This window comes from Sphingopyxis sp. GW821-FHT10B01 (assembly GCF_059415685.1).
This window is the reverse complement of the sequence record NZ_JBWKNS010000002.1, coordinates 120810-138709: the sequence shown is the minus strand read 5'-3', so window position 1 is coordinate 138709 and position 17900 is coordinate 120810. Positions and strand designations below refer to the sequence as shown.

The window sequence follows — 17900 nt, the reverse complement described above, 5'->3', positions numbered from 1 at the left end:
GCGGTGGTCAACGAAAAGGGGCCGGGAAAGCCATCGCCTTCCCGACCCCCGTCGAAAATTATCGGCTGTCTATCAGTCGGTGAGGTCGGCGGGTACTTTGCCGCCGTTTGCCGCGAGTTCGCGCATCACGGCCTTGTGCAGCCAGATGTTCATTTCGGCGCTGCCGTCGAGTTCGCCGGTATAGCCGAGTTCCTGTGCCAGCTCCTTGCGGTTGGTGAGGCTCGAATCGATACCCAGCAGCTTCATCAGGTCGACGATCGACGTGCGCCAGTTGAGGTCCTGTCCGGCGGTTGCCGCCTCGGCGGTGAGGATCGCGTCGACATCGACGGGCGCGGCCGCCGCGGCCGCCATCGCGCTCGTCGCCGCATCGAGTGCGGAGCCGACGGGGTTGGGGGCTGCCGGTGCGGCGGGTTCTGCTGCAACGGCCTTCTTGCCGAAGATAGCGTCTTTGATCTTGCCGAAAATGCTCATTGTGTAGCTCCCACTTCAAAACGCGGCTCGTCCCGGAAAGGGCGAGTCGTATAGCCGCAAGCTAGGACTATGCATTTGAGAATGACAGTCAAATGAACGACTCGTCCTGTGCCCGCACGCTGCTATACTCATTCCCGTCGGCGCGGTTCGATCCGCGCCCGAGCGGGAGTATGACAACATGAATCTCACCGACATATTGGCGCAGGCTGGCGGCATTGAATCAATGGCGAAAGAGCTGGGCATTCCGCCCGCAATGGCCAAGCAGGGGGCCGACGCGCTGCTTCCCGCAATCCTCGGCGGGTTCAAGAAACAGGCGCAATCGGGCGGCGGTGTCGAAGGACTCGGTGGACTGCTCGGGCAGCTCGGCGGTGGCGGCTTGCTCGACTCGGTGCTCGGATCGCAGCCGACGCCGGTGAATCAGGGCAATGACGTCCTCGGCCAGATTTTCGGGTCGAAGGATGTCAGCCGCACCGTTGCGGGTCAGGCTGCGACACAGACCGGGCTCGATTCGGGCATCCTCAAGCAGATGCTGCCGATGCTCGCGATGATGGTCGCGGGCTATATGGCGAAGCAGAGCGGCCAGTCGGGTGGCGGCGGCGGCCTCGGTGACCTGATCGGCGGTGCGCTCGGCGGCGCGGGCGGTGGTGCTGGCGGTCTGGGCGGGATGCTCGGCAGCGTACTTGGCGGCGGCGGCAGTGCCGCTCCGTCGGCGGGCGGTCTTGGCGGCATCGCCAACATGCTCGACATGGACGGCGACGGCAATCCGCTCGACGACATCATGGGCATGGTGGGCAAGATGCGGGGATGAATTTGCTGATCCCCTCCCGCTTGCGGGAGGGGCAGCGAGACTTGCCAGCTTGCTGGTTGGTCGCAGCGGGGTGGGCAAATGCAACGGCGCTGGCCCACCCCCAACCCCCTCCCGCAAACGGGAGGGGAGCACTCACGCCGCGATCAGGCGCAATTCCTCGCGGAAATCCTCGTCCACCCCGATGCGGGTTCGCATCGGGGTGACGGTGTCATCCGATGTGACGTCGCCTTCTTCGAACAGCGCCACCGCGGCTTCGCCGCCGCGTGCGAGGCTGTAGCGCTGCGCGACGCGCCCGGTCGGCTTGAAGCCCAGCTTGCGCAGCACCGCGCCCGACGCCGGATTGTCGAGAAAGTGTCCCGCCGACAGCTTCGGCAGGTTCATCGCGCGTGCGATGTGGATGAGCTGGCGCCCGGCCTCGGTCGCGAAACCGAGACCCCAATAGGGGCGGGCGATCCAATAGCCCATTTCCAGGCCGTCTTCGGGGCTCGGCGAAATGCCGCAGCCGCCGACAAGGCGCGGCGCACCGCCGGTGCGGGCAAAGATCAGGAAACGCGGCTGCGTAGGGTCGAGCGGTTTGCTGAGGAACGCCTGCGCCTCCTCCTCGCCATAAGGCCAGGGCGCAGTCGCGAGATTGCGGACCACCGCTTCCTCGCCGATCGCACGGGCAAGCGCGGGGGCATCTTCCTGCCAGCCGGGCCGCAGCAACAGTCTTTCGGTACGCGCAAACATCTTATCACTCCCAATTGCCTGTCGCCGTGGCGTCAGATGGTGACGCTTTGACGACAGTCGAGATGTGAGGGAGATGGACGGCCCGATTTTCGCGCCTGCCTGCCAAGTGGCGGAGAGCAGGCAAGAAAAAAGGGAGATCGGGGTGACCCGTCTCCCTCTTTTCGAACTTTGTTTCCGCCGATGCGGAAAGGACTGTTCCGGGTCATCCCTTGGAGGACGACCCGTCAGCGATCGTCCTTATTCTGCGGCTTCCGCCATGGCGTCGACCGACACAAATTTGCGGCCAAGCTTGCCATCGTGGAATCGGACGCGGCCTTCGGCGGTTGCGAAGAGCGTGTGGTCCTTGCCCATGCCAACGTTGACACCCGGGTAAACCTTGGTGCCGCGCTGGCGCACGATAATGTTGCCGCCGATCACTTCCTGACCGCCGAACTTCTTCACGCCAAGGCGGCGGCCGGCTGAATCGCGACCGTTGCGCGAAGAACCGCCTGCTTTCTTATGTGCCATGACTGATGCTCCTTAATTCGTTCGAGAGGCCGAGCCGCGTTGCCGCGCTCAGGCTTCTTTCTTGGGGGCTGCTGCCTTCTTGGCAGCGGGCTTCTTTGCGGGCGCTTCGGCAGCGGCTTCGGTCTTCGGAGCAGCAGCCTTCTTGGGCGCGGCTTCCTTGGCCGGTGCAGCCGTGGCTTCGGCGGCCGGGGCGGCCTCTGCCTTCGGAGCGGCTTCCTTCTTCGGCGCGGCCTTTTTGGCATCGCCGACAGCGAGGATGCGCAGCAGCGTCAGCGACTGGCGGTGGCCGTTGCGGCGACGGTAGTTGTGCCGGCGGCGCTTCTTGAAGACGATGACCTTTTCGCCGCGCGTCTGGGCGATGATCTCGGCCGAAACGACGAGGCCATCGGCGCTCTTCACTTCGCCGCCGTCACCGGCCAGCAGGATGTCGCCCAGCGACACGGTGTCGCCAGCTTCCCCGTCGATCTTTTCAACGGCGATTTTGTCTCCGGCGGCGACGCGATACTGCTTGCCGCCCGTGCGCACGATTGCGAACATGGTCTTCCATCCAATCAAAAAACTAAATCACCCGCGCACCAGTCACCCACCAAGGCGAGCGATTTTTCCGGCATGCGGGAAAGTCAGCGCCACTAGCGAGCGGAGGCCGCGCTGTCAACCGCCAAATCCCGTGCTTTTCGCGTCGTTTTACTCGCTGCCGCGAGAATCGGCGCCAGCCCGCTCCCCCACCCGGGCTTCCAACAACCTATCCTGAAATGGGAGGCCGGGTGGAGGAGCGGGCTGGCGTCGCACAACAACTAATGCCTCGCGCCGATTCGGTACTTGCTGCAGCGCGCCTGCCCCCATATCAGGGACGACGATGAAGCGCGCCTTCCTTTTTGCCCCCCTGCTCCTGTCGCTCGCGCTATCGGCTTGCGCCGCGGCGCAGAACACGGGCGCGCCCTCGCTGGCGAAGCGTCCGGTCGAAGGGCGATTCGATGTCGCCCCGCCCGCGCCGGTCGTCCAGCCGCCCGGCCCTCTGCCCGCCGATCTGGCGGGACGCCTTGCGCGTTGGGAAGCGGATGGCGCCGCCGGGCAGCAGGCCTTTGCCGCCGAGCGCAATGCGACGGCGTCGCTCGTGTCCGCAGCAGCGGGGGCGTCGGTCGCCAGCGAGCGCTGGGTCGTCGCGCAGGAGGCGATTTCGCGTCTGGCGGCGGCGCGTGCGCCACTCACCGGTGCGCTTGCCGATATCGACCGGCTCTATATCGAGCGCAGCGTCGACGACGCGATCGATGGCCTGCCCGACATCTATGCGCTGCGCGACCGGCTTGCCGATCTGGTTGCGACGCAGGACGCAGTGATCGAGGCGTTGAGCGGGCAATTGCCGGGGCAGTGACAAAGGCGTCGCCGCCGCGAAGGCGGGGGCCGCTGTCGGCATCGCGCAATGTTTCTGGCGGCCCCCGCCTTCGCGGGGGCGACGGTTACTGATTCAGCCCATGCTTCTTCAACGCATGGCGGATCTGGTCATAGCTCAGGCCCAAGGCTTCGGCCGCGACCTTCTGGTTGAAGCGGCAGCGCGCCATCGTGTCGGACAGGATCTGCCGTTCATAGGCGTCGACCGCCGCGCGTAGGTCGCTGACCGCGCCGGATGGCGCCGTGGACGCGGCGGGCGCTGCATCGTTCGCCGGTGCAGTCGCGGAGGCTTCAGGCCTTGCGGGCGCCTTGCGCGACACCGGCTGCCAGGGGCTTGCAAAGGGATCGAAGCTGAGCGCGTCGACCGGCTTTTCGGGATCGGCCCAGCGATAGATGGCGCGTTCGATCACGTTGCGGAGCTCGCGGACATTGCCGGGCCAGTCATGCCCTTCCATCGCGGCGAGCGCGCGCGGGCCGAAGCCGGGCCATTCTTCCCAGCCCAGCACCGTAGCCATGCGCTGTCCGAAATAGGTGGCGAGCACTTCGATATCGCCTTCGCGCGCGCGGAGCGGCGGCAGGGTGATGACCTCGAACGACAGCCGGTCGAGCAGGTCGGCGCGGAATCGGTTGTCCTCGACCAGTGCGGGCAGATGTTCGTTGGTCGCGGCGACGATACGGACATCGACGCGAATCGGGCGCGACGAGCCGACGCGCGTGACCTCGCCATATTCGACCGCGCGCAGCAGGCGTTCCTGCGCGCCCATCGACATCGTCGCGAGTTCGTCGAGGAAAAGTGTGCCGCCATCGGCTTCTTCGAAGCGGCCTGCGCGCGTGCGCGTCGCGCCGGTGAAGGCGCCGGCCTCATGCCCGAACAGCTCCGATTCGATCAGCGTCTCGGGCATCGCCGCGCAGTTCAGGATCACATAGGGCCGGTCCCAGCGCGTCGACAGCCGGTGGAGGCGCTCGGCGATCAGTTCCTTGCCGGTGCCGCGTTCGCCGATCACCAGCACCGGACGGTCGAGCGATGCGGCGAGGCTCGCGCGTTCGACCGCGTCCTGAAAGGCCGCCGATTGGCCGATAAATTGTGTCTCGCGCTCCATTCCCAATCATTGGCAAATTTTCCCGCTGATTGGCAAGTGTAATCGGTCGGTACGGCCGTTTCAGTGTGAAGTTAGGCGGTTTTCTGCGTCTTTGGGCAATTGGCACGCCCCATGCATTGTTTCAGACGAACCGGCGCACATCGCACCGGTGCAGCGAGAACCACAGGAAGGTTGATCCATGAAAACGATGTTTGCCCAAGCCGCCACTTTCGCGCTCAGCGCGGCCGGAGCGCTGGCCATTCTCGTTGGCGTGATCGACCAGCCGCAGGCCGCCGCCAGCATTACCGGCACCCCCGCCGGCCCGCTGGTCGCCGCTGTCATGTCCCCGGCGGTCAGCGCTTTGGCCTGACCGGCACTGGTGCCGGGGCACTCTCCCCCCTTGCCCCGCCCCGGCACCAGCTTTTCTTCATAAAAGACAATGGTCTCAAGATTTTCGACAGGAGTTTCAAAATGGGTATTTTTTCACGAACCCGCGACATCATCGCCGCCAATGTCACCGACCTGCTCGATCGGGCCGAAGACCCCGAAAAGATGATCCGCCAGATCATCTTCGAGATGAACGAAACGCTCGTCGAAGTTCGCGCCTCCGCCGCCCGCACGATCGCGGACCAGAAGGAAATGCGCCGCCACATCGCCAAGCTCGAAAGCCTGCAGGACAGCTGGAAGGAAAAGGCCGAACTCGCGCTGTCGAAGGACCGCGAAGACCTTGCCACCGCCGCGCTGGTCGAAAAGCAGAAGGCCGGCGACATGGCCGAGCGTCTGAAAGCCGAGATCGCCGTCCTCGACGACGCGCTCAAGGGTTATGAGAATGACATCGCCAAGCTGCAAAAAAAGCTCAGCGAAGCCCGGGCGCGCCAGTCGAATGTTTCGACCCGCCTCGAAAGTGCCGAGAACCGCTACAAGCTGCGCGAAATGACCAACGGCGACCGCGTCGAAGATGCTTTCTCGCGCTTCGAGATCCTCGAACGCCGCGTCGACGACGCCGAAGGCCGCGCCGATGCGCTGAACCTCGGCTATAAAAAGTCGCTCGACGAAGAGATCGCCGAACTGCAGGCCGCCGACAAGGTCGCCGACGAGCTCGCTGCGCTCAAAGCTGCCCAAGCCAGCAAGCAATAAGGAGCCGGACCGATGGAAGAAATCATCATCGTCCCGATCGTTATCGGAACGCTCTTCCTCGGTCTGCCCTGGCTGATCCTCCACTACATCACCAAGTGGAAGCAGGCCAAGACGCTGACCGGAGAAGATGAACAGCTGCTCGACGAGCTTTACGATACCGCACGGCGGCTCGAAAACCGCCTGCACACCGTCGAACGCATCATCAGCGCCGACCATCCCGACTTCCGCCCCGCGGTGCGTAGCGATGAAGACCTGGCGCAACTTGAAAACAATAGCCGGAGGAACTGAGATGTCTGCCAGCCGCACAAAATTCTACCTCGACAAGCAGAACGCCAAATGGAGCGGTGTATGCTCCGGGATCGCGGACTATAGTGGTGTCGACGTCCTTTGGGTCCGCGTCGGTGCGGTGCTGCTCACGCTGATGGGCGGCTTCCCCTGGACGCTGATCGCCTATTGGATGGTCGCCTGGATGGGCACGCCCAAGCCGTTCGCGCTTTACGGATCGAACGAGGAGGCGAAGTTCTGGCAGGGGGTGCGCAGCAACCCGACCGCGTCGACCCGCGACATCAAGTCGCGCTTCCGCGACATCGACCGCCGGCTTGCCGACATCGAACAATATTACACGAGCCACAATCGCCGCCTTGCCGACGAGATCGACGCTCTCCGCTAACCAAAGCGCCGAGCGGGCGTCCCGGGCAGGGATCAGGCAACAGGGAGAAATTGCATGAACTTCGGTGGCACCACTTTTGTCCTCGCCATCATCGCCTTGTCGATCGGCGGCTGGATGTTCACCACCTGGATCCGCGCCAAGCATGGCTATCCGGTCGAGAATGAATGGGGCGGCACGGTTCATCGAACCGACCCCGACGCTGATCGAAAAATCGCCCTGCTGACCGACGACAACGCCAAGCTGGCGGGGCAGGTCAGCCGGCTGGAAGACCGGATTTCGGTGCTCGAACGCATCGCGACCGAGACCAACGGTCAGGCGGCGCAGCTCGCCGACCAGATCGACCGCCTGCGCTGAGAGGATTTAAGACAATGAACGCCAACGAAATACTCAGCACCATCTCCCCGGTCGTTGCCATCCTCGGCATCCTTGCGATCGGCGGCTGGATCTTCACGACCTGGCTGCGCGTCAAGAACGGCTACCCGCTCGAAAACAGCTGGGGCAAGGCGGTCTATCCCAAGACCAGCGACGAGGCGATGGAGCGCGTCAAGCTGATCAGTCAGGAAAATGCCCAGCTGCGTGCCGAACTCGGTTCGGTGAAGGATCGCCTCGCGGTGATCGAACGCATCGTCACCGACGAAGGCCACCGGCTGAGCCACGAGATCGAAGCGCTGCGGCGCCCCTCGAATTGAACGGAGCGAAACGATGAACGGTTATTTCGTCCTGGGTTTCTTCTTCATCGTCGTGGGCATTCCCGTGATCCTCGGCATCGGTGGCGACATGTACAAGCGCCATCTGAAGTTCAAGGAAAAGCAGATGACGTTGCTGTCGAACGAAACCGCCGAAAAGGCCGCCCAATATGCGGCGCACACCGAGCGGCTGGAGGCCCGGGTCCGTGTTCTCGAACGCATCGTGACCGACCGCGGCATCGAAGTGTCCGACGAGATCGAAAGGCTGCGCGACGCGCCGCTCAACTGACAAGAATAAACGAAAGGATTCTTCCCCATGAACCCCTTTGAAATGGTCATCGGCATCGTTCTCATCGTGACGATCGGCAGCGTCGTCCGCGCCAAATATGGCGCCCGCCGCGACCGCAACGGCAATGAGTTTTTCGTCGGCAACGCAGCCGACAATGCCGAGACGAAAGCGCTGCAGACCGAGATCCGGGCGCTGAAAGACCGCATCCAGGTGCTCGAACGCATCGCCACCGACCACAACCGGGCCGCCAGCCTCGACGAGGAAATCGAGAAGTTGCGCGACCGGTCCATCCCCTGAACGGGACGAAGAAGGAGCCGAATCATGGCCACCATCACTTCCGATCTTGCCACCAACCTGATTATGGCTTCGGTCGCTCTGACGGCGCTGACGATCATGAGCCTGGTGGCACTGCGCGGCTGGCGCGACTGGATCCAGCTGAAGCGTGAGGAACTGACCGCCGGTCACGGCATCGGTCAGGACGCCGCCCTGCCGCACGCCGGGTCGCGGATCGAGATCGCCGACCTCAAGGAACGGCTGCGCAAACTCGAAGCGATCGCGGCGGGGGTCGATCTGTAATCCACCCCCTCGCGAAGCCCGGTACCGGCCCGCTCCCCTGTCAGTCGCCATCCGTCCGGCGGCCGACAGGGGAGCGGGCCGGTGTCGTTTCGGGCTCTTTCAACTTGGGCCCATCTATGCGAGGGGCGCGGCCATGCGCAGCCTGACCGACATCTTCGACGAATATGACTTTCTCGATGGCGACGATCGCTATCGCCTGCTGATCGAGCTTGGCCGCGCGCTCGAGCCGATGCCCGATGCACTCAAGACCGATGCGACGCTCGTCCGCGGTTGCAGTGCGAGCGTCTGGGTCTATCCGGTGCCGCAGGCCGATGGCCGGCTCCATTTCCTCGCCGACAGCAACGCCGCGATCACCAAGGGTATCGTCGCGCTCGTCCTTGCCGCGGTGCAGGACAAGCCCGCCGGCGAGGTCGCGGCGATGGATGTCGCAGCGGCGCTTGCGCCCTTCGATCTCACGCGCCAGCTGTCGTCGAACCGGACGCAGGGCGTCCCGAACATGATCGCGCTGGTGCAGGACACCGCGCGCCGCCTCGCCGCGGGCTGACCCGTCGGCGGCATATCTGTCGCTCTCTTTGCAATTCGCCCAACGAAAAAGGGCGCGGGAGTTGCCTCCCGCGCCCTGATTTCGTGTCTGGCCGTGCAGCTTAGAAGCCGACGGTGATCGTGCCGCTGATCGTGCGCGGGGCGCCGATCTGGACGTTCGGAACCGAGCCCGGCGCACCGAGGAAGCTGCCGTTACCGAGCACGCTACCCTGATTCAGGCCCGACGTGTACTTGCCGACATAGAGGGTGTCGAACAGGTTGTAGACGTTGAGCTGGAAGAAGGTCTTTTCGCCAAGACCGGCCCATTCCAGGCTCAAGCGCGCATCGAGGTTGACCAGCCAATAAGCGTTGGTCTTGGCCGGGTACAGGACCGTCGGTGCGGCGGCAGTGCCGCCATAAACCGGCAGGTTCGTGTCATAGATGAACCGTCCGCCCGACCGCTTGGCCGTGATGCCGAGTTCGACCGGGCCAAGATTGCCGCGGGCCGAGCCGCCGAACGAATAGGTCGGAGCGCCCGATTCGCGGTTGCCCGCAGTCGCAACGAAAATCGGCTGGCCGACCACGGTGCAATTGGCGATCCGCGGGACGGCGGCGACCTGTGCCGAGGTGCATTCACCCGCCTGAACATCGTCCTTGATCTTCGACTTCATCCACGAACCGAAAGCATAGAGCGCCAGTTCGGGAATCGGCTGGTACGAGATGCTGCCGTCGACGCCATATTTGTCGACGCGGCCAAGGTTGCGATAGACGTTGCGGTCGGTTTCGGGATCGAAGGCCGAGGCCAGGCGATCGTTATACTTGGTGAACCAGCCCGAAAACTGTGCCTGGATCTTGCTCGACCGGTAACGAACGCCAAGGTCGAAATTGTCCGAAGTTTCCGGGGTCGGACGGGCCGACGGGGTATTCGCTGCAAAGAAGAAGGCGTTGTACAGCGAGTCGGTGCCCGGAACCTGCAGGCCCTTCGAATAGTTGGCGAACACCGACATGCTGGGGCCGAACTTGTACACCAGGCCGGCAGCAGGCAAGATATCGTCATATTTGAACACGCGCTGCTGCGGACCCTGAATCGTCGGGTTCGCCGCGGCATAGCCCGGGGTCAGGGCGTCGCTCAGGCAATCGAGATTGCCTGTTTCGCTGGTCGTGAAGCAATAGTTGTTCAGGTCGCGCTTGAACCAAGGTGCGCGAACGCCGACCGTCGTAACGAGATTGCCGTCGAGGAATTCGCCGCGATATTCGCCCGAAACCTGCGCCAGGGTGGCGTAGGACAGGCGGTTACGCTTCTGCATGACGACACCGTTGGCATCGACCATCGGGTCGTTGACCGGGAACACGTCGAAGGGTTCGCCGTTGAGCTGGACCGGCATGACTTCGCCGGTCTGGCGGTGGCGGGCGCGGTCATAGGTGAAGCCAACGCGGACGGCATGACCGTCGGCGATGTCCCAGCGCAGGTTGGCAACGCCGACATAACGATGCGTGCGCGTCTGGCTCGGTGCCAGCAGCGTGACGCCGGCGAACGGAACGTTGGTCGCCGAAGCGGTCGAGCTGCAAGCCTGACCCGCTGTGCCGACGGTGCGGCAGGTGTCGAGCACGTCACCGTCGCCATTCAGGTCGCGGCCGAAATAATAGTGGCCACCGATGAAGCCGGTATAGTTCACGCCGCCGATGGTACGGAAACCTTCACGACCGGTAATCGTACCGCCGCCATTGGCCTTCGTCGACTGATAGGCGCCGTCGACGGTCAGGACGAGACCTTCGGCCAGCGTGAATTTCGACTGGCCGCGCACGTTGCCCGTGTCCGACGGATTGTAGCGGCGATCGAATTCGGTACCGCAGGTGTTGGTTACATCCTGGACGCCGGCGCTCGGCGCGTCGGTCTGACAGGGATAGTTGATGTCATATTCGCGCTCGTCATTGTTGAGCGGGAAACGATTGCCCGAACCCGAGCCGACCACGCGGCCGGTATCGAGACGCAGCGGCACCGAGCCGAAGAAGTTGGTGCGGTTCTGGTTATAATGCGCCGCGAGCGACACGAAGTCGCCGCTGTCGCCGATCGGCTGATAGATGCGCGCGTTGAACTGCTTCTTGCGGACGCGGCCATAGTTGTTGAACGGGTTGTCGTTCGAGTTCGACGAAGCCGACAAGAAGGCACGTGTGCCGAACGGGGTGAACGTTCCGGTGTTTACCAAGCCGAAGATGCGGAAGAATTTGAACTCGCCGGCCGAACCCGACAGCCGCACGCCGAAGTCTTCGGTCGGCAGGATGGTGCGGTAGTTGACGGTCGAACCCGAAGCCGCGGCGGTCGGGCTGTCGATATCGGTCGAGCCGAGGCTCACGACCACCTGATCGATCAGTTCGGGGTCGAGCTGCTGGTTCGAATAAATGGCATAATTGCCCGAATCATTCTGCGGAATACCGTCGAAGGTCAGGCTGATGCGATCTTCCGAAAAGCCGCGAATGGTCAGCTGGCCGCCCGATGAGCCATAGGCGTCATTGTTGGTGAAGTTGACGCCGGGAACGAGATTGAGGGTATCGAGAATGGTCTGGCCCGGATTCTGGCGCGAGATGATTTCCTGCCCCAGGGCTGCCTTGGCTTTGGGCGTGTCCGGCGACGAGATGCCCGCGACATCGCGCGCGGTCGAACCGGTAACAATGATTTCATTGTCGAAATCCTGCGAGCCGGTCGACTGGGCGAAGGCGGGCGTGGAAAGCAGCGCGACCGGAATCAGCGCAACGCTGGCGGCAAGCGTGTGACGGAATTTCATTACAGGATGTCCCCTTTGGTGGTGTATTTGGCGGGCGCGCGACGGGGCGCGCTTGACCTGCGAGCGCCCCTGAAGCCCGCATGTGGCACGATTGTGACAGCAAATGTGACAGTGCAAGCCGCGCGCCGCCGCTCGATCAGCAAAAGGTCAAAAAATCGCGAATTTGCGTCCGGGGGCGGGAGTTATCCACAGTCCGCCCCGCGTTTTTTTTCGCAACTGTTGCTGCAATGCAACATGAAGGGTCGCCCGCACTTGGCGGGCGACTCGGATCAGGCGGCGTCGCCCGCCTCTTTCGCCTTGTCGGCGTATACGCGCACGGGGTCCTTGCGGCCCTCGACGACATCCTTGTCGACGACGATCTCGACCACATCGGTGAGGTCGGGCAGGTCGAACATGGTGTCGAGGAGGATCGCCTCGACGATCGAGCGCAGCCCGCGCGCCCCGGTCTTGCGTTCGATCGCTTTCTTGGCGACCGCGATCAGCGCATCGTCGGTAAAGGTCAGCGCGACCTCTTCGAGGTCGAACAGCTTCTTATATTGTTTGACCAGCGCGTTCTTGGGTTCGCCCAAAATCTTGACCAGCGCGTCGATGTCGAGATCCTCGAGCGTCGCGATGACGGGCAGGCGGCCGACGAATTCGGGGATCAGGCCGAATTTGAGCAAATCCTCGGGTTCGATGCTTTTCAGCACTTCGCCCTGGCGGCGTTCGTCGGGGCCGGCGACATGCGCGCCGAAACCGATCGACTTGCCCTGCAGGCGGTCGCCGATGATCTTTTCGAGGCCGCTGAACGCGCCGCCGGCGATGAACAATATATTCGTCGTGTCGACCTGCAGGAACTCCTGCTGCGGATGCTTGCGGCCGCCCTGCGGCGGAACGCTCGCGGTCGTGCCTTCCATCAGCTTGAGCAAAGCCTGCTGGACGCCTTCGCCCGACACGTCGCGAGTGATCGAGGGATTTTCGGCCTTGCGGCTGATCTTGTCGATTTCGTCGATATAGACGATCCCGCGCTGCGCCTTTTCGACATTATAGTCGCTGGCCTGCAGCAGCTTGAGAATGATGTTTTCGACGTCCTCGCCGACATAGCCGGCCTCGGTCAGCGTCGTCGCGTCGGCCATGGTGAAGGGCACGTCGAGGAAGCGTGCGAGCGTCTGCGCGAGCAAGGTCTTGCCGCTGCCGGTCGGGCCGACGAGCAGGATGTTCGACTTGGCCAGTTCGACCTCTTCGCCGCGGCCGCTGTTCGCGAGGCGCTTGTAATGGTTGTGCACGGCAACCGACAGCACGCGCTTGGCCTTGTTCTGGCCAATCACATAAGCGTCGAGATGCTGGCAGATTTCCAGCGGGGTCGGTACCGCGCCGTCCTTGCGTGCGGCGACGCCGCCCTTGATCTCCTCGCGGATGATGTCGTTGCACAGTTCAACGCATTCGTCGCAAATGAACACGGTCGGCCCGGCAATCAGCTTGCGGACTTCGTGCTGCGACTTGCCGCAGAAGGAGCAGTAGAGGGTGCTCTTGCTGTCCGAGCCGCTCAATTTCGTCATAAATCTTCCTCTGGCAGCGCCAAAAGGGCGCCGCCGTCTTTATCCTAGCCCGCGGTCACCCAATTACAATATGGCAATTGGGTGACACGGGTACAATGTCCCGCGTAGCGCCAGAGGGCGAAGCGGGCGTCAATAAACGCGGTTACTGGTCCGTTTCGGGACGGTTCGATCAGGGCGTATGGCCTTCGCTCAGATCCTTCGGCGCGTCGCTTTCAGCGGTGCCCGGGCGGCGATCGAACACCTGGTCGACCAGCCCGAAGGCCTTGGCTTCGTCGGCTTCGAGGAACGTGTCGCGATCCATCGCCTTTTCGATGTCCTTCAACGACTTGCCCGTATATTTCACGTACAGGTCGTTCATCCGCTTGCGGATGCGCAGGATCTCGCGCGCCTGGATTTCGATGTCCGATGCCATGCCGCGCGCGCCGCCCGACGGCTGGTGGATCATGACGCGCGCGTTCGACAGCGCGACGCGCATGCCGGGCTCGCCCGCGGCAAGCAGGAAGCTGCCCATCGACGCCGCCTGACCGACGCACACCGTGCCGACGCGCGGACGGATATATTGCATCGTGTCGTGGATCGCCATGCCCGCCGTGACGACTCCGCCCGGCGAGTTGATGTACATATAAATGTCCTTCTTCGGATTTTCCGACTCGAGGAACAGGAGCTGGGCGACGATCAGCGACGCCATCTGGTCTTCGACCTCGCCGGTGACGAAGACGATCCGTTCGCGCAGCAGGCGCGAGAAAATATCAAAGCTGCGTTCGCCGCGGCTCGTCTGTTCGACGACCATGGGAACAAGAGCGGCGAGCGGGTCGATCATTGGGAATTCGTCCTTATGTTTCTGGAGCCCCGCGCCGAGAACCGGCTGGCTGGCCCCTCCGCCATCCTACATCGTCGCCAATCGCGCCCGATTCAAGAGGGGGGTTTCAGGAGGTGGGTTTTTAGGGGGGCAAAAAAGAAGGGGCGGGAAAGTCCCGCCCCTTTTGTATCAGTCGCCCTCACCGGGTTCCGGCGAAAAGAGCGTCTCGAACTTGTTCTCGACGCCCTTGAACTCGTCGGCGTCGGCGGGGCTGTCCTTCTTGACCGTGATGTTCGGCCATTCGGCGCTGAACTTGGTGTTCACTTCCAGCCATTTCTCGAGCCCGCTTTCGGTGTCGGGCAGAATCGCCTCGGCGGGGCATTCGGGTTCGCACACGCCGCAGTCGATGCATTCGTTCGGATTGATGACGAGCATATTCTCGCCCTCGTAGAAACAGTCGACGGGGCAGACCTCGACACAGTCCATATATTTGCACCGGACGCAGGCATCGGTGACGACATAGGTCATGGGTTCTCGGCTCCCTCAGATGACGGCAATCGGGCCGTCAGGCTCTCAATATTGGCTCGCCTCTATGCCGCGTAACGGCGGCGCGTCAACGCTAAGCGACAGTTGCGAATCACTCTCATTGATTAGGATGTTCGGCGCGGCGGGGGTGCAAAGCATTTCCATCGGCGTCGATAGCCGGGGGCGGAGGGATTGAAGGGGCGGGATCAAGCCGCAGGTAACAGGCCTGCGCCTCGGTCGCCGGACCGCGGCGGACCGGCAGGGAAAGCAGGCGCAGCACCTCGATCCGCTCGCCGACGGGGAGGACGAGCGTCTGTCCCACATGCACCGCGCAGGACGAGCGCGTGATCCGCCGTCCATCGAGCCGGATATGGCCCGCCGCGACCATGGCTTGGGCGATGCTGCGCGACCGCGCAAAACGCAGGAACCAGAGCAGCTTGTCCAGCCGGATGCTTCCCGCGGCGCCCGGGCTTGCCATCAGTCTTTGCGCGCGTCCGCGAGGAGCGCGGCGAGCCCTGCAAAGGGGCTGTTGGGCGAAGGGCTGCGCCGTGGCGGCCGGTCGGGACGCGGCGGCTGCGGCGCGTCGACACGGGGGGCTTCCGGCTTGCCGCGCTTGCCCTTTGCACGATGGGCAGGCGGGCGGCTTGTCTTGTCATTCGCTGCGGGACGCGTCTGCGCGTCGGCGTGCTTGCGATGCGGATGCGGCTTTCGGCGCGGCCGCTTCTCGGGCTTGCGCAGCCCGGACCAGCGCCAGCGCTGCAGCGCGGGTTCGCCTATGCTGCGGAAGCCGAAGCTCTGTAGCAGCGCGCGCCGCGTTTCCTCGTCGAGACCGAGCGAGGTCGCGAGCGCCGGGTCGATCACAAAGCCGGGCGGCGGCGGCGCGCCGATATCCTCTGCATCGTCGTTCGCACCGGCGTGATCGTCGAGATGGTCGTTGCCGCCTGCAATCGGCGCGGTCGGCGGCGCCGACGCCTGCATCCGCGCGGCGTGGGCCTGCCGCGCGAGCTTTTCGGCCATATCGACCCGCAACCATCCCGAAGCGCAGCGGCGAAAGCCCGCGATCACCAGTCCGGCATGGCTGCCTGCCTTTTGCAGCACGGCGCCGTGGGGCGGTAACGCCGGGATCGGGGCGCCCTGCTGCGCTGCCGTCAGCGCCGCACGCCAGCGCACCGCTTCGGGTTTGAGCAAGAGCGGGTGAAAGAGATCGAGCGAGCCGATGGTGAAGCCAAGCTTGCGGAGCTGCGGCCGCTCTTCCTGCGTCAGGGCGTTGAGCTGGTCCTCGACTGCGGCACGACCGATCGTTCCGCTATTGTCGGTGAGCGCGGCGAGCAGCGCGCGGACGCGTGGTGGAGTGAAGAGGTCGCCCGCCGCCTCACCCATCGCGGCAAGCGGTCCCGCATGGCGAGCGAGTTGCTGTGCGACGAAGCGCTGGAGCCGCTCGGAAATCGCCTGCACCTGGCTCGGTTCGAGTCGCCGCAGCGACGGGTCGATCTGGATCGCCGGCTGGACAAGCGTCGGTCCCCGCGCGAGCGTCGCGACGACATGGCCATGCCAGGCAAGGCGCGGCGAGGTCCCGGCCTCTGCGACGAGCGACAATGCGCCGTCGTCGCCTTCGGCGAGCGCGGTCGCGCGACGCGCGAGTTCGGCGCGCAGATGTTTTTCGGCGGCCGCGAGCAGCATGCGGTGATCGCTCGCTTTTGCGACCGGATCGACCTTGAACTGGAAGCCCTTGAGCGTCCCGATCGCCTCGCCGTCGACCGCAACGGTTCCGTCGGGACCAACCGCGACGGGCAACGCGGTATTGCGCTGTCCCGCGTCGCGCAGCAACAGCGCGAGCCGCCGATCAACGAAACGCTGCGCCAGCGCCGCGTGCAGCGCGTCCGACAGGCGCGATTCGAGCACCTGTGTCTGTTCGGTCCACCCTGCCGCGCCCGCGATCCAGTCGCCGCGCTGCGCGATGAAGCAGAGCGTGCGCACCGCGGCTATGCGGCTTGCGAGCTGGTCGATATCGCCCTCGACGTCGTTCAGCCGGGCAAGGCGGCGCGCGAACCAGTCGGGATCGATCATCCCGTCGCCGCTGGTGCGCCATTGCCACAGCTTGAATATGGTACGGCTGTGATGTTCGGCGCCGAGTTGCTCGAAATCGGGAAGCCCGCAGACGTCCCACAGGCGCTGGACCGCATCGAAATCGCCGCCGCGCGCGCGCACTTCCATATCGCCCGCCAGATGCTTGAGCACCGCGATATCCACCGCCTCGGGCGCCGCGCGCAGCATCGGCTGGTTCGGCGGCTGGGCGAGGTCGGACAAGAGCTGATCGAGCGAGCCGAAGCCGGGGGTCGGATTGCGCCAGAACAGGCTGGCGAGCGGCGGGAAATGATGCCCCTCGATCGCGTGGATTTCCTCGGGCGTAAAGCCGCCTTGCGGCAGGCCGACGGTGCCGAAGCCGCCGTCTTGCTGGTGGCGCCCGGCGCGGCCCGCGATCTGCGCCATCTCCGAAACCGTCAGGCGGCGGAGGCGCCGGCCGTCGAATTTCTGCAAGGAAGCGAAGGCGACATGCTGGACGTCGAGGTTGAGCCCCATGCCAATGGCATCGGTGGCGACGAGATAGTCGACCTCGCCCGCCTCGAACATCGCCACCTGTGCATTGCGCGTCTTCGGGCTGAGCGCGCCCATCACCACCGCGGCGCCGCCCGAAAAGCGGCGCAGCATTTCGGCGATCGCATAGACTTCCTCGGCCGAGAAGGCGACGATCGCCGAGCGTTTGGGCAGACGCGAAAGCTTCGACGATCCGGCATAGCTCAGCGTCGAAAAGCGCGGGCGGGTGATGATCTCGGCCTCGGGCACGAGGGTTTTGACGAGTCCGCGGATGCTCGCCGACCCCAGGATCATCGTTTCTTCGCGTCCACGCGCGCGCAGCATCCGGTCGGTAAAGACATGGCCGCGCTCGGGATCGGCGCCGAGCTGGGCTTCGTCGATTCCGACGAACGCGACGTCGCGCTCGACGGGCAATGCTTCCATCGTGCCAAGCAGGTAGCGTGCATCGGGCGGCAGGATCCGCTCCTCGCCGGTGATCAGCCCGACCTGCGCAGGGCCCTTGATCGCGACGACGCGGTCGTAAACTTCGCGCGCGAGCAAGCGCAGCGGAAAGCCGATCATGCCGCTGCTATGGGCGGTCAGGCGCTCGACCGCCAAATGGGTTTTGCCGGTGTTGGTGGGGCCAAGGACAGCCTTGACCGGCTGGGAAGAGGATGAGGTCATTTTCTTGGCCTCCAAGCTGGCATGGGTGCGGTCGCCGCGCAACAGGCGATCGTCGAACAGCAGGAGAGAGGCCGATTTTTCCTTGCGCCTTGCATAATATCCCGACCCCGCCACGGCTTGCCGCAACGCACAAC

General features: G+C 64.2%; 23 protein-coding genes. 12 read left to right on the top strand and 11 right to left on the bottom strand.

Annotation, left to right across the window (positions count from 1 at the left end; all coding sequences use genetic code 11):
• Window positions 1-72: 72 nt before the first annotated feature.
• Window positions 73-471 (bottom strand): DUF3597 domain-containing protein, encoded by a 399-nt coding sequence (locus tag AC07NV_RS05075; RefSeq protein WP_495165261.1) that lies wholly within the window; start codon window positions 469-471, stop codon window positions 73-75.
• A gap of 178 nt (window positions 472-649) precedes the next feature.
• On the opposite strand from AC07NV_RS05075, the gene AC07NV_RS05070 reads away from it, so the two are divergent.
• A complete protein-coding gene (locus tag AC07NV_RS05070) occupies window positions 650-1279 on the top strand; it encodes a DUF937 domain-containing protein (protein ID WP_495165260.1) in 630 nt (209 codons plus the stop codon).
• A 132-nt stretch (window positions 1280-1411) separates the two neighbouring features.
• Here the strand turns inward: AC07NV_RS05070 and AC07NV_RS05065 are convergent, their stop codons facing one another.
• The 3 genes from AC07NV_RS05065 to rplU all read right to left on the bottom strand — a co-directional run bounded on the left by AC07NV_RS05065 (window position 1412) and on the right by rplU (window position 3052).
• Window positions 1412-2008 carry a GNAT family N-acetyltransferase gene (locus AC07NV_RS05065; protein WP_495165259.1) on the bottom strand — a complete coding sequence of 199 codons (597 nt, stop codon included), beginning with the start codon at window positions 2006-2008 and terminating at the stop codon, window positions 1412-1414.
• 237 nt (window positions 2009-2245) lie between these two features.
• The gene (rpmA, locus tag AC07NV_RS05060) at window positions 2246-2515 is read right to left on the bottom strand and encodes a 50S ribosomal protein L27 (protein WP_332817915.1); all 270 of its coding nucleotides are present in this window, start codon (window positions 2513-2515) and stop codon (window positions 2246-2248) included.
• A gap of 48 nt (window positions 2516-2563) precedes the next feature.
• Entirely contained in the window at window positions 2564-3052 is a 489-nt protein-coding gene (rplU, locus tag AC07NV_RS05055) for a 50S ribosomal protein L21 (protein ID WP_495165258.1), read from the bottom strand.
• Between the two features lie 319 nt (window positions 3053-3371).
• On the opposite strand from rplU, the gene AC07NV_RS05050 reads away from it, so the two are divergent.
• On the top strand, window positions 3372-3887 hold the full coding sequence (locus AC07NV_RS05050; protein WP_495165257.1) for a hypothetical protein: 516 nt from the start codon (window positions 3372-3374) through the stop codon (window positions 3885-3887).
• Between the two features lie 85 nt (window positions 3888-3972).
• Here AC07NV_RS05050 and pspF read toward each other — a convergent pair whose 3' ends face one another.
• Entirely contained in the window at window positions 3973-5004 is a 1032-nt protein-coding gene (gene pspF, locus AC07NV_RS05045; RefSeq protein ID WP_495165256.1) for a phage shock protein operon transcriptional activator, read from the bottom strand.
• A gap of 178 nt (window positions 5005-5182) precedes the next feature.
• Here pspF and AC07NV_RS05040 point away from each other — a divergent pair, with 178 nt between their 5' ends.
• The 10 genes from AC07NV_RS05040 (at window position 5183) to AC07NV_RS04995 (ending at window position 8885) form a co-directional block, all read left to right on the top strand.
• Window positions 5183-5353, top strand: coding sequence for a hypothetical protein (locus AC07NV_RS05040; RefSeq protein WP_495165255.1), 171 nt, complete (start codon window positions 5183-5185; stop codon window positions 5351-5353).
• Between the two features lie 101 nt (window positions 5354-5454).
• Window positions 5455-6120 carry a phage shock protein PspA gene (gene pspA, locus AC07NV_RS05035; RefSeq protein ID WP_495165254.1) on the top strand — a complete coding sequence of 222 codons (666 nt, stop codon included), beginning with the start codon at window positions 5455-5457 and terminating at the stop codon, window positions 6118-6120.
• 12 nt (window positions 6121-6132) lie between these two features.
• Window positions 6133-6408, top strand: coding sequence for an envelope stress response membrane protein PspB (pspB, locus tag AC07NV_RS05030; protein WP_093509607.1), 276 nt, complete (start codon window positions 6133-6135; stop codon window positions 6406-6408).
• Between the two features lies 1 nt (window position 6409).
• Window positions 6410-6790 carry an envelope stress response membrane protein PspC gene (gene pspC, locus AC07NV_RS05025; RefSeq protein ID WP_495165253.1) on the top strand — a complete coding sequence of 127 codons (381 nt, stop codon included), beginning with the start codon at window positions 6410-6412 and terminating at the stop codon, window positions 6788-6790.
• Window positions 6791-6844: 54 nt separating this feature from the next.
• On the top strand, window positions 6845-7144 hold the full coding sequence (locus tag AC07NV_RS05020; RefSeq protein WP_495165252.1) for a hypothetical protein: 300 nt from the start codon (window positions 6845-6847) through the stop codon (window positions 7142-7144).
• Between the two features lie 14 nt (window positions 7145-7158).
• Window positions 7159-7479, top strand: a complete 321-nt coding sequence (locus tag AC07NV_RS05015; protein ID WP_495165251.1) for a hypothetical protein — start codon at window positions 7159-7161, stop codon at window positions 7477-7479.
• Window positions 7480-7492: 13 nt separating this feature from the next.
• Window positions 7493-7765, top strand: coding sequence for a hypothetical protein (locus AC07NV_RS05010; protein ID WP_495165250.1), 273 nt, complete (start codon window positions 7493-7495; stop codon window positions 7763-7765).
• Window positions 7766-7792: 27 nt separating this feature from the next.
• Window positions 7793-8062: a hypothetical protein gene (locus AC07NV_RS05005; RefSeq protein ID WP_495165249.1), complete on the top strand. Its 270-nt coding sequence runs from the start codon at window positions 7793-7795 to the stop codon at window positions 8060-8062.
• A 24-nt stretch (window positions 8063-8086) separates the two neighbouring features.
• Window positions 8087-8341 carry a hypothetical protein gene (locus tag AC07NV_RS05000; protein ID WP_495165248.1) on the top strand — a complete coding sequence of 85 codons (255 nt, stop codon included), beginning with the start codon at window positions 8087-8089 and terminating at the stop codon, window positions 8339-8341.
• A 133-nt stretch (window positions 8342-8474) separates the two neighbouring features.
• Window positions 8475-8885, top strand: coding sequence for a SufE family protein (locus AC07NV_RS04995; protein WP_495165247.1), 411 nt, complete (start codon window positions 8475-8477; stop codon window positions 8883-8885).
• A 100-nt stretch (window positions 8886-8985) separates the two neighbouring features.
• Here AC07NV_RS04995 and AC07NV_RS04990 read toward each other — a convergent pair whose 3' ends face one another.
• The 6 genes from AC07NV_RS04990 to AC07NV_RS04965 all read right to left on the bottom strand — a co-directional run bounded on the left by AC07NV_RS04990 (window position 8986) and on the right by AC07NV_RS04965 (window position 17766).
• Entirely contained in the window at window positions 8986-11646 is a 2661-nt protein-coding gene (locus tag AC07NV_RS04990; RefSeq protein ID WP_495165246.1) for a TonB-dependent receptor, read from the bottom strand.
• A gap of 269 nt (window positions 11647-11915) precedes the next feature.
• Complete coding sequence (gene clpX / locus AC07NV_RS04985) at window positions 11916-13184, bottom strand: ATP-dependent Clp protease ATP-binding subunit ClpX (RefSeq protein ID WP_495165245.1); 1269 nt, start codon at window positions 13182-13184, stop codon at window positions 11916-11918.
• 169 nt (window positions 13185-13353) lie between these two features.
• Window positions 13354-14004: an ATP-dependent Clp endopeptidase proteolytic subunit ClpP gene (gene clpP / locus AC07NV_RS04980; RefSeq protein WP_495165244.1), complete on the bottom strand. Its 651-nt coding sequence runs from the start codon at window positions 14002-14004 to the stop codon at window positions 13354-13356.
• Window positions 14005-14172: 168 nt separating this feature from the next.
• Entirely contained in the window at window positions 14173-14511 is a 339-nt protein-coding gene (gene fdxA, locus AC07NV_RS04975) for a ferredoxin FdxA (RefSeq protein ID WP_088474054.1), read from the bottom strand.
• Between the two features lie 115 nt (window positions 14512-14626).
• On the bottom strand, window positions 14627-14986 hold the full coding sequence (locus AC07NV_RS04970; protein WP_495165243.1) for an RNA-binding S4 domain-containing protein: 360 nt from the start codon (window positions 14984-14986) through the stop codon (window positions 14627-14629).
• On the bottom strand, window positions 14986-17766 hold the full coding sequence (locus tag AC07NV_RS04965; protein WP_495165984.1) for a helicase-related protein: 2781 nt from the start codon (window positions 17764-17766) through the stop codon (window positions 14986-14988). Before AC07NV_RS04965 ends, AC07NV_RS04970 begins: the two co-directional genes overlap by 1 nt.
• Window positions 17767-17900: the final 134 nt, after the last annotated feature.

Excerpts from the sequence above, each read along its gene's own strand:
- AC07NV_RS05075 (WP_495165261.1), bottom strand. The coding sequence starts at position 471 with ATGAGCATTTTCGGCAAGATCAAAGACGCTATCTTCGGCAAGAAGGCC.
- AC07NV_RS05070 (WP_495165260.1), top strand. The coding sequence starts at position 650 with ATGAATCTCACCGACATATTGGCGCAGGCTGGCGGCATTGAATCAATG.
- AC07NV_RS05065 (WP_495165259.1), bottom strand. The coding sequence starts at position 2,008 with ATGTTTGCGCGTACCGAAAGACTGTTGCTGCGGCCCGGCTGGCAGGAA.
- rpmA (WP_332817915.1), bottom strand. The coding sequence starts at position 2,515 with ATGGCACATAAGAAAGCAGGCGGTTCTTCGCGCAACGGTCGCGATTCA.
- rplU (WP_495165258.1), bottom strand. The coding sequence starts at position 3,052 with ATGTTCGCAATCGTGCGCACGGGCGGCAAGCAGTATCGCGTCGCCGCC.
- AC07NV_RS05050 (WP_495165257.1), top strand. The coding sequence starts at position 3,372 with ATGAAGCGCGCCTTCCTTTTTGCCCCCCTGCTCCTGTCGCTCGCGCTA.
- pspF (WP_495165256.1), bottom strand. The coding sequence starts at position 5,004 with ATGGAGCGCGAGACACAATTTATCGGCCAATCGGCGGCCTTTCAGGAC.
- AC07NV_RS05040 (WP_495165255.1), top strand. The coding sequence starts at position 5,183 with ATGAAAACGATGTTTGCCCAAGCCGCCACTTTCGCGCTCAGCGCGGCC.
- pspA (WP_495165254.1), top strand. The coding sequence starts at position 5,455 with ATGGGTATTTTTTCACGAACCCGCGACATCATCGCCGCCAATGTCACC.
- pspB (WP_093509607.1), top strand. The coding sequence starts at position 6,133 with ATGGAAGAAATCATCATCGTCCCGATCGTTATCGGAACGCTCTTCCTC.
- pspC (WP_495165253.1), top strand. The coding sequence starts at position 6,410 with ATGTCTGCCAGCCGCACAAAATTCTACCTCGACAAGCAGAACGCCAAA.
- AC07NV_RS05020 (WP_495165252.1), top strand. The coding sequence starts at position 6,845 with ATGAACTTCGGTGGCACCACTTTTGTCCTCGCCATCATCGCCTTGTCG.
- AC07NV_RS05015 (WP_495165251.1), top strand. The coding sequence starts at position 7,159 with ATGAACGCCAACGAAATACTCAGCACCATCTCCCCGGTCGTTGCCATC.
- AC07NV_RS05010 (WP_495165250.1), top strand. The coding sequence starts at position 7,493 with ATGAACGGTTATTTCGTCCTGGGTTTCTTCTTCATCGTCGTGGGCATT.
- AC07NV_RS05005 (WP_495165249.1), top strand. The coding sequence starts at position 7,793 with ATGAACCCCTTTGAAATGGTCATCGGCATCGTTCTCATCGTGACGATC.
- AC07NV_RS05000 (WP_495165248.1), top strand. The coding sequence starts at position 8,087 with ATGGCCACCATCACTTCCGATCTTGCCACCAACCTGATTATGGCTTCG.
- AC07NV_RS04995 (WP_495165247.1), top strand. The coding sequence starts at position 8,475 with ATGCGCAGCCTGACCGACATCTTCGACGAATATGACTTTCTCGATGGC.
- AC07NV_RS04990 (WP_495165246.1), bottom strand. The coding sequence starts at position 11,646 with ATGAAATTCCGTCACACGCTTGCCGCCAGCGTTGCGCTGATTCCGGTC.
- clpX (WP_495165245.1), bottom strand. The coding sequence starts at position 13,184 with ATGACGAAATTGAGCGGCTCGGACAGCAAGAGCACCCTCTACTGCTCC.
- clpP (WP_495165244.1), bottom strand. The coding sequence starts at position 14,004 with ATGATCGACCCGCTCGCCGCTCTTGTTCCCATGGTCGTCGAACAGACG.
- fdxA (WP_088474054.1), bottom strand. The coding sequence starts at position 14,511 with ATGACCTATGTCGTCACCGATGCCTGCGTCCGGTGCAAATATATGGAC.
- AC07NV_RS04970 (WP_495165243.1), bottom strand. The coding sequence starts at position 14,986 with ATGGCAAGCCCGGGCGCCGCGGGAAGCATCCGGCTGGACAAGCTGCTC.
- AC07NV_RS04965 (WP_495165984.1), bottom strand. The coding sequence starts at position 17,766 with ATGACCTCATCCTCTTCCCAGCCGGTCAAGGCTGTCCTTGGCCCCACC.